At 33.5% G+C, this 8,584-nt stretch carries 7 protein-coding genes; 3 read left to right on the top strand and 4 right to left on the bottom strand.

Features of this window, described 5'->3' with window-relative positions; translation table 11 throughout:
- Positions 1 to 3: 3 nt before the first annotated feature.
- Together JI750_RS21065 and dapF are read right to left on the bottom strand one after the other, a co-directional pair.
- Positions 4 to 537, bottom strand: coding sequence for a GNAT family N-acetyltransferase (locus JI750_RS21065; protein ID WP_202006378.1), 534 nt, complete (start codon positions 535 to 537; stop codon positions 4 to 6).
- Positions 538 to 622: 85 nt separating this feature from the next.
- On the bottom strand, positions 623 to 1,405 hold the full coding sequence (gene dapF / locus JI750_RS21070; protein ID WP_202006379.1) for a diaminopimelate epimerase: 783 nt from the start codon (positions 1,403 to 1,405) through the stop codon (positions 623 to 625).
- A gap of 161 nt (positions 1,406 to 1,566) precedes the next feature.
- Between dapF and JI750_RS21075 the strand changes: the two genes are divergently transcribed.
- Both JI750_RS21075 and JI750_RS21080 read left to right on the top strand, forming a co-directional pair.
- A complete protein-coding gene (locus JI750_RS21075; protein ID WP_095931875.1) occupies positions 1,567 to 2,967 on the top strand; it encodes a trypsin-like peptidase domain-containing protein in 1,401 nt (466 codons plus the stop codon).
- Between the two features lie 201 nt (positions 2,968 to 3,168).
- A complete protein-coding gene (locus tag JI750_RS21080; RefSeq protein ID WP_202006380.1) occupies positions 3,169 to 4,617 on the top strand; it encodes a glyceraldehyde-3-phosphate dehydrogenase in 1,449 nt (482 codons plus the stop codon).
- 64 nt (positions 4,618 to 4,681) lie between these two features.
- Here JI750_RS21080 and JI750_RS21085 read toward each other — a convergent pair whose 3' ends face one another.
- Positions 4,682 to 5,140 carry an Lrp/AsnC family transcriptional regulator gene (locus tag JI750_RS21085; RefSeq protein ID WP_073416996.1) on the bottom strand — a complete coding sequence of 153 codons (459 nt, stop codon included), beginning with the start codon at positions 5,138 to 5,140 and terminating at the stop codon, positions 4,682 to 4,684.
- A 201-nt stretch (positions 5,141 to 5,341) separates the two neighbouring features.
- Here JI750_RS21085 and ald point away from each other — a divergent pair, with 201 nt between their 5' ends.
- Positions 5,342 to 6,460 (top strand): alanine dehydrogenase, encoded by a 1,119-nt coding sequence (ald, locus tag JI750_RS21090; protein WP_202006381.1) that lies wholly within the window; start codon positions 5,342 to 5,344, stop codon positions 6,458 to 6,460.
- 126 nt (positions 6,461 to 6,586) lie between these two features.
- On the opposite strand, the gene pafA is transcribed toward ald, so the two are convergent.
- Positions 6,587 to 8,206 (bottom strand): alkaline phosphatase PafA, encoded by a 1,620-nt coding sequence (gene pafA / locus JI750_RS21095; RefSeq protein ID WP_202006382.1) that lies wholly within the window; start codon positions 8,204 to 8,206, stop codon positions 6,587 to 6,589.
- Between the last annotated feature and the right edge of the window lie 378 nt (positions 8,207 to 8,584).

Raw genomic sequence — 8,584 nt, forward strand, 5'->3', positions numbered from 1 at the left:
AATTTAAATTTGTTTATTAATTAACTGATAAATTGCTTCATCATGATAGTGGTTATGATACAAAATCCAGTCTTTTTTTATTCCGATTTTCTTAAAACCAAATTTAGTAAAAAGTGCAAGACTGGCTACATTTTGTACACCAATATTTGCATACAATTGATGGAGATTTAAATTATAGAAAGAATACTTTATTAAAAGCTCTAAAGCCTCAGAACCAATGTTTTTCCCTTGATTTTCGTCTTTCTGAATAACAATACCTATTCCTGCCCTATTATTTCTAGGATCAAAATCAAACAAATCAATCAATCCTATAGCAGGAAAATCTTCGTCCTGACAGATTGCCAAACGAAGCTGTTTTGCCTCATAAATATCTTGATGGGCATTTTCTAAATATTGTTTGATCAAAAAACGGCTGTAAGGAGTCTGCGTATTGCTAACTTCCCAGATATTCTCATCATTTTCTATAGAATAAATGAACTCTAAATCTTGAGGTTCAAGTGCACGTAAATAAATCGAATCGCCTTTTAATGTTATCATTTTACAATTTTAGATTTTTGATTGTAGATTTTAGATTTTAAAATCTCAATTGGAATTTGGGATTTTAAAAATTGGTATTTATAAATTAAATCTCAATTGTACCTTTGAATACAAATTTTGCAGGTCCTGTTAAGAAAACATTTGTATAACCATCATTATCTTTATCAAAAGAAACGACAAGTTTTCCGCCTTCCACATTTAAGTTTATTGAAGTTTTATCTGTTTCTCCAATTGCATTCATAGCAATTGCAACGGCTGTAGCGCCAGTTCCACAGGCAAGAGTTTCATCTTCAACGCCTCTTTCGTATGTTCTTAAAGAAAAAGTATCGTTATCTACTTTTTTTACAAAATTGATATTACTGCCTTTTTCTCCGTACAATTCACCATAACGAATTGCGGCTCCGTTCTCCTTTACATTATAATGTTCCAAATCATCCACAATCTGAACATGATGCGGAGAACCTGTATTTAGGAACGTATAAGAATCTTTTTTCTGGATTTCATTAACATCTATCATTTGTAAGGAAACAATCGAGTCATTCTTTACTGAAGCATGATGCAAACCATCTGTTGCAATAAAAGTCGTTTTATCATCAATTACTCCCAATTGATTAGCGAAAGCAACAAGACAACGACCTCCATTTCCGCACATCGAACTTTGGTTTCCATCCGAGTTGTAATAGACCATTCTAAAATCGGTTTCGGTATCATTTTCTAAAAGGATTAATCCGTCAGCTCCAATTCCAAAACGTCTGTCGCACAGACGTTCAATAAGTTTAACATCGTCTTTTGGAAAGAAATTAGAACGGTTATCAATCATTACAAAATCATTTCCTGTGCCTTGATATTTATAAAATTCTACTTGCATTTTTTAGTTGTTAGAAATACAAAAGTACGAACTATTAATTAATGAAATGTTAATCATTGTTAAAGAGCGTTAAACCGTTTTTACAAATAATTTTTTGAAGTAATTTTACGTTAAATAAAACATGAAACTTAAATTCTAATAACTTAATTACAAATTCTAATATGAAAAGATTTTCAGCCTTATTTTTAGTATCATTATTAAGTGGTGCTATTACTCTTGGTGCTTACAAGTTATTATTTGAAAGCAACAATTCTTTTTTTGGAAAAGGAAATTCTGTTGTAACTCTTGCCCCTAACTCTTATGGAAAAAATGTTGGTTTAGGTGCTGAAATACTAGATTTTACCGAAGCCGCAGACAAAACTGTCCACACTGTTGTTCACGTAAAAAATGTTTCGAGAAGAACCGTAAGCAATCCGATGCTTGAGTTTTTCTACGGATACGGCGGACAGCAACAACAAGAACAAGTAGGAACTGGTTCTGGTGTAATTATTTCTGAAGACGGATACATTGTGACTAATAATCACGTAATTAAAGACGCTACAGAAATTGAAATTACTTTAAACAATAAAAAATCATACAAAGCGAAGTTAATTGGTACCGACTCTAAAATGGACATTGCTCTTTTAAAAATCAATGCCGATGAGAAACTTCCTTATACTGCTTTTGCAAATTCTGACAATGTAAAAGTTGGAGAATGGGTATTGGCAGTTGGAAATCCTTATAATTTGACTTCAACAGTAACTGCTGGAATTGTTTCGGCGAAAGCCAGAAATTTAGACCAAAGCGGCATCCAATCTTTCATACAAACAGACGCTGCTGTAAACCCAGGTAATAGTGGTGGAGCGTTAGTAAATGCGAGAGGAGAATTAATCGGAATCAATACCATGATTTCTTCTATGACAGGTTCTTATGTTGGATATTCTTTTGCTGTTCCTTCTAATATTGCTCGCAAAATTATTGAGGACATCATGGAATATGGAAATGTTCAAAGAGGTATTCTTGGAGTTGAAGGAGGCGAATTGAATGCCACAGCTTCTAAAGAATTGGGTGTAACAGAAACGCAAGGATTCTATATTAATAGAGTTTCTAAAAACTCTGGCGCAGAAAAAGCTGGTTTAACAAAAGGAGATATTATTGTAAAATTGGATGATCAAAATATTGCAACATATGCAGATTTATCAGGTTATATCAATACAAAACGTCCAAACGATGTTGTAAAAGTAACTTATATTAAAGAAGGAAAAACCAAAACGGTTCCTGTAACTTTAAGCAAAAACGAGTTTTACAGCGCCGAATTTAAAGGAATTGAATTAGAAAACATTGATGCTGCTGACAAGAAAAAATTCAGAATTGATTATGGTGTTAAAATTAAAAACATTAGCAATGAAAATTTAATGCAATATCAAAACGAACTACTAGGAAATATTATTCTAAGTATTGATAATGTAAAAGCAACCAACGTTGAAACTGTTTCTAAACTTTTGAGCAAAAAAGACGAAGGACAAAGCGTAAGAATTGAAATGATCAACAGAAACGGAGAGATTTTCAGAATTATAATTTAAATCTCCCTTTTCGTCCACAGTTTTCGGATACTAAAAACTGCAAACTGTGACTGCGACTGAAAACTTCAAAAAAGTCATCTTAAGAAAATTAAGGTGACTTTTTTATTTTCAAAAATAAATGCTAAAATAGTTTACGAAATCGATTGAAATGGATACTTTTGCGCCAAATTTTAAAATAGTGAGCATTTTATTTTTTCAATTATGAGTAACAAATCATTGTACCAAAAAGAGGTATCCTTACAAGTCGACCGAAGAAAAGCAGGTGTCGAATTAATTAAAGTCATAAGCGATTTATGGTATGACAAATCAATCGAGATGGTTTTATTCAAAAATCAATTATTGGATAAAAACGTTAGCGATATTATCAATCTTCATCAATACGCTGGTGAATTTGTTGGAAAACCAATTACAATATTCGATTCTGTCGAGATTGCAAAAGTGGTTTTATCATTAGATCTTCCGCCAGCAAAAATAGATCTAGGAAAACTAACTTACGAGTATCGTTTAGAAGATGAAAAATATCCCGATGCAAGATATTTTGTTATTGATAAGCTGAAAAAAGCAAAATCTTCAAAAGAAATCAAACCAAAAGATGTTGTTTTATATGGCTTTGGAAGAATTGGACGTTTATTGGCAAGAGAGCTAATGTCGAAAACAGGAAAAGGAAATCAGTTGCGATTAAGAGCAATTGTTACCCGTGATAAAAATGACGCATCAAGTTTAGAGAAACGAGCTTCTCTATTGCGATACGACTCCATTCACGGAGATTTCCAAGGATCAGTAATAGCCGACGCTAAAAATAATGCCTTAATTATAAACGGAACAACCGTTCATATCATTACTGCCAATTCACCTGAAGAAATTGATTATACCACATACGGAATTAATGACGCTTTAGTTATTGATAATACTGGCGCATTTACAACAGAAGAAGCATTAAAAAGACATTTAACCTCAAACGGAGCAAATAAAGTTTTGTTAACTGCTCCAGGAAAAGGTGTTCCAAATATTGTACATGGTGTGAATCATAACGATTTTAATCCTGATGAAGTAAATATTTTTTCTGCCGCTTCTTGTACAACAAACGCCATAACTCCAATTTTAAAAGTAGTTGAAGAAACTCTTGGAGTTATAAAAGGACACTTAGAAACCATTCATGCCTACACCAACGACCAGAATCTGGTTGATAATATGCACAAAAAATACCGTCGTGGAAGAGCTGCAGCTTTAAATATGGTAATTACTGAAACTGGCGCAGGAAGCGCAGTAGCAAAAGCTTTACCGTCGTTAGAAGGCAAATTAACTTCGAATGCGATTCGTGTTCCTGTTCCTAATGGATCACTTGTTGTTTTAAATTTAGAAGTTAAGAAAGCGACATCAATTGCTGCAATCAATAAAATTATGAAGAAGTATGCTCTTGAAGGAGAACTGGTAGAGCAGATAAAATATTCTTTAAATAACGAACTAGTTTCATCTGATATTGTCGGCACTTCTGCTCCGTCTATTTATGACAGCAATGCAACGATTGTTTCAAAGGATGGAAAAAATATTGTACTTTATATATGGTACGATAACGAGTATGGATATAGCCATCAAGTAATTCGCTTAGCAAAATATATTGCCAAAGTAAGACGTTATACTTATTATTAATTCAACCAAACTAACTTTTTTTCTTAAAACCATCAGGATTTTCTTGATGGTTTTTTGTTTTGGTTTAAATAGGAAGAACAGTAGTACTCTTTACTTCTGAAATTACAAAAACGGTATTTATTAGTGAAACCTCAGGCAATATTGATAATTTTTTCTGGTGAAAATGATGGTAACTTTCCATGTCTGGAATTATGATTTTCAGCATATAATCGAAGTTTCCTGAAACATAATTGCATTCTACAACCTCGGGCAAATTCAAAATCGACTGATTAAATCCTTCCGAAGTATCATAAGTCTGTTTTGTCAGCGTAACTTGACAATAAACGGTCAAATTATTTCCAAGTTTTTTCTTATCTAAAAGCGTCACATATTTTTCTATAATTCCATCTTTTTCAAGACGTTTCACCCGATCATGAACAGGCGTTAAAGACAAATTTATTTTGTTTGCGATGTCTTTTAAAGTGTAGTGCGCATCTTCCTGTAACAGACGTAGGATTTTTTTGTCAATTTCATCTAAAGCCATAACGAAAACGTTTTATTAAAATTAGTCCGAATTAGTCATTTTTTCTTTTTGAAGAATAAATTTTGCCTCAAAACAGAATATTTTTCTGTAAAAATAAAAAATAAAATAATATTTTCTTATTTATTCAGCGTTAAACCATAATTTATTCTCTATCTGTAGATTTGTAAAACAAATTCAATAAAAACAAAAAAATATAACAAAATGATAATAGGTGTTCCTAAAGAAATAAAAAATAACGAAAACAGAGTTGCATTAACTCCTGCAGGTGTTTCGGAAATGAAAAAACACGGACATACAGTTTATGTTCAATCAACTGCTGGTTTAGGAAGCGGTTTCGCTGACGCAGAATATGCTGAAGCGGGTGCGATTGTTTTACCAACTATTGAAGAAGTTTATGCTATTGCAGAAATGATCATTAAAGTAAAAGAGCCAATTGCTTCTGAATACCCATTGATCAAAAAAGATCAATTATTATTCACGTACTTCCACTTTGCTTCTTCTGAAGAATTAACGCATGCAATGTTAGAAAAAGGAGCTGTTTGTTTAGCTTACGAAACTGTAGAAAAAACAGACAGAAGCTTACCATTATTGGTTCCAATGTCTGAAGTTGCTGGTCGTATGGCAATTCAACAAGGAGCAAAATATCTTGAAAAACCATTAAAAGGAAGAGGAATTCTTTTAGGTGGTGTTCCAGGTGTGCCACCAGCAAAAGTATTAGTTTTAGGTGGAGGAATCGTAGGAACTCAAGCTGCTAAAATGGCTGCTGGATTAGGTGCTCAAGTTACTATTATGGACTTAAGCTTACCTCGTTTACGTCAATTAGATGACATCATGCCAGCAAACGTAAACACAGAAATGTCTAACCACTACAACATTACAAGAGCAATAAAAAATGCTGACTTAATTGTTGGAGCGGTTTTAATTCCAGGAGCAAAAGCACCTCACTTAATTACTCGTGATATGCTTAAATTAATGCGTCCAGGAACTGTTGTTGTTGACGTTGCAGTAGACCAAGGAGGTTGTATTGAAACTTGTACTCCAACAACTCACGAAAACCCAACATTCATTATTGACGATATCGTTCACTACTGTGTAGCTAATATGCCAGGAGCTGTTCCTTACACTTCTACTTTAGCATTAACAAACGCAACTTTACCATATGCTGTACAATTAGCAAACAAAGGATGGGAAAAAGCTTGTGCAGAAAATGAAGAATTGAAAAAAGGATTAAACGTAGCTAATGGAAAAATCCTTTACAAAGGAGTTGCAGAAGCTTGGAATTTACCTTTTAACGAAGAAATAGTATTAGCAAACGCATAGTGTTAATACTTATATAAGTGCTTACTAAATCACTATTACAAGAAGGCTTTTCTTAATTGAAAAGCCTTTTTTATGCCATAAAAAAACCTGTCATGAAGACAGGTTTTTTCTAAATAATAATCTTTCTTATTTTTTATTGTCAAGAACTTCAGTCATAACTTTTGCCTCGGTTCCATTTGGAAAAGTAACTTTAATTTTTTGAGCAATTGTTGGAGCGATCTCTGTTATAGCTTTCTTATCGTAAGATTCTCCTTTTTTAATATGCCAACCGTAGAAAATAGCAGGAACATGCGTATCGTAGCTATAAATTGTTCCGTGTGATGTTCCTGTAGGTGTATATTCTATCATTCCAGGCTTATCCACAATAACTAAATCACCATTTTGTGTAACATCATAACCTTTTGCCACAAAATTAAGAGCGTAATCATTTCCAGCATTAGCCAAAACTTCTTCCTCTGTATAAACTTTTTTGACTTGCGGTTGAGTAATTAAAAACTTTTTAAAAGCATCTTTAACTTTATCAAGGTCTAATTTCTTGTCTTTAATAATTTGTTTATTAAAGAAGACATTAAAGTTTGAGTAATTTTGAATTAAATCTACACCAAAGGTTTTAACTGAAAAATCTTGTAGACTTTTCTTAACCTCTTTAGAAGGATAATTATCTACATTATATTTACGGTCTTTTAAGTAAATCACATTCTCAGCACCAGCATGGTCAGCCGTTAAGAAAAGTAAATAATTTCCTTTACCAACCGTTTTATCCAGATATGCTAAAAAATCAGCAATGGTTTGATCCAATCTCAAGTAAGTATCCTGAAGTTCCATAGATCTTGGGCCTAATAAGTGCCCAACATAGTCTGTAGAAGAAAAACTTACAGTCAAAAAGTCTGTAACATTGTCTTTACCCAATTCTTCTTTCTCAATAGCTCTTTTTGCAAATTCAGCTAACAAATCATTTCCGAAAGGCGTAGCTCTAATAACACCAGCGTCATTTTTCTCATACATTGATTTTAAATCGTATGGAAAAACAGGAGCTGCACTTCCATATAGCTTTCCTTCGTATGGATTGTTATCTGGAAGACTCTCATTATAAACTGAAGCAGGTTTATACAAATCCCAACCTTTATTAATATATTTTAAATAGTTTTTTTCATTATTGAATTCTGTAACCCATTCAGGTAATTTTTCACCATAAAAAGTACTAGAAATAAAAGAACCGGTTTTACTGTACCAAAATGCCCAGTTCGCAAAATGACCAGCTGGCAATATAGCACCTCTATCCTTTAAACTCATCCCAATAACTTTCCCAGTAAAATTGGTGGCCATTCTAACTTCGTCAGTAATGGTAGTACTTTGAAGATTTTTTGGAGACATAGCACCTTCTTCGGGCGTACCGTCACCTACTGTTTTAACTCCAGCATCGTCAGTACAATACATTTCTTTGCCAAGCGTTCTACTAAACCATTCGTTACCTACAATTCCGTGAGTAGCTGGAGTTGTACCTGTGTAGATTGAAGCGTGTCCAGGAGCTGTATAGGTAGGCATATAGTTATAATGCATATTTTGGAAAGTAAATCCATCATTCATTAATCTCTTAAAGCCATTTGGAGAAAAATCATCTGAGAAACGATATAAATATTCCATTTTCATTTGATCTACAACTATACCCACCACTAACTTTGGACGTTGTTGTGCACTTAACCCTGTAACAGCAAGAAGTGCTAACAATAAAATATTTTTCTTCATGTTTAAATAAAATAATTGAAACACAAAAATACTCATTCAAATCCAAAAACTCTAAGGTATCAATATTTAACCGTCAACAATTGACTATAATTTAACACTTATAAGCTCAAGACTGCAGATACTTATGGCGTTTCCCTCTGGGCCGTGCTGTCCACTGTATCTTTTGCGAGAGAAGACATAGGGGAGAAAGCTCTGCATGCCCCGCAAAAGGATGCCGCTTCCATCACTAACGCGGCTGGCTGAGACAGCTTTTTCCAAAATCATATAAAAACAGAAAACCCCATCCGAATTGGATAGGGTTTTCAAAAGAAAGGCGACGACATACTCTCCCACAATGATGCAGTACCATCTGCGCAGGCGGGCTTAACTTCTCTGTTC

Origin of the sequence: Flavobacterium tagetis (assembly GCF_016735615.1) — a bacterium.
In the GTDB taxonomy this organism is placed as follows: Bacteria; Bacteroidota; Bacteroidia; order Flavobacteriales; family Flavobacteriaceae; genus Flavobacterium; species Flavobacterium tagetis.

Excerpts from the sequence above, each read along its gene's own strand:
- dapF (WP_202006379.1), bottom strand. The coding sequence starts at position 1,405 with ATGCAAGTAGAATTTTATAAATATCAAGGCACAGGAAATGATTTTGTA.
- pafA (WP_202006382.1), bottom strand. The coding sequence starts at position 8,206 with ATGAAGAAAAATATTTTATTGTTAGCACTTCTTGCTGTTACAGGGTTA.
- JI750_RS21080 (WP_202006380.1), top strand. The coding sequence starts at position 3,169 with ATGAGTAACAAATCATTGTACCAAAAAGAGGTATCCTTACAAGTCGAC.
- JI750_RS21065 (WP_202006378.1), bottom strand. The coding sequence starts at position 537 with ATGATAACATTAAAAGGCGATTCGATTTATTTACGTGCACTTGAACCT.
- JI750_RS21085 (WP_073416996.1), bottom strand. The coding sequence starts at position 5,140 with ATGGCTTTAGATGAAATTGACAAAAAAATCCTACGTCTGTTACAGGAA.
- JI750_RS21075 (WP_095931875.1), top strand. The coding sequence starts at position 1,567 with ATGAAAAGATTTTCAGCCTTATTTTTAGTATCATTATTAAGTGGTGCT.
- ald (WP_202006381.1), top strand. The coding sequence starts at position 5,342 with ATGATAATAGGTGTTCCTAAAGAAATAAAAAATAACGAAAACAGAGTT.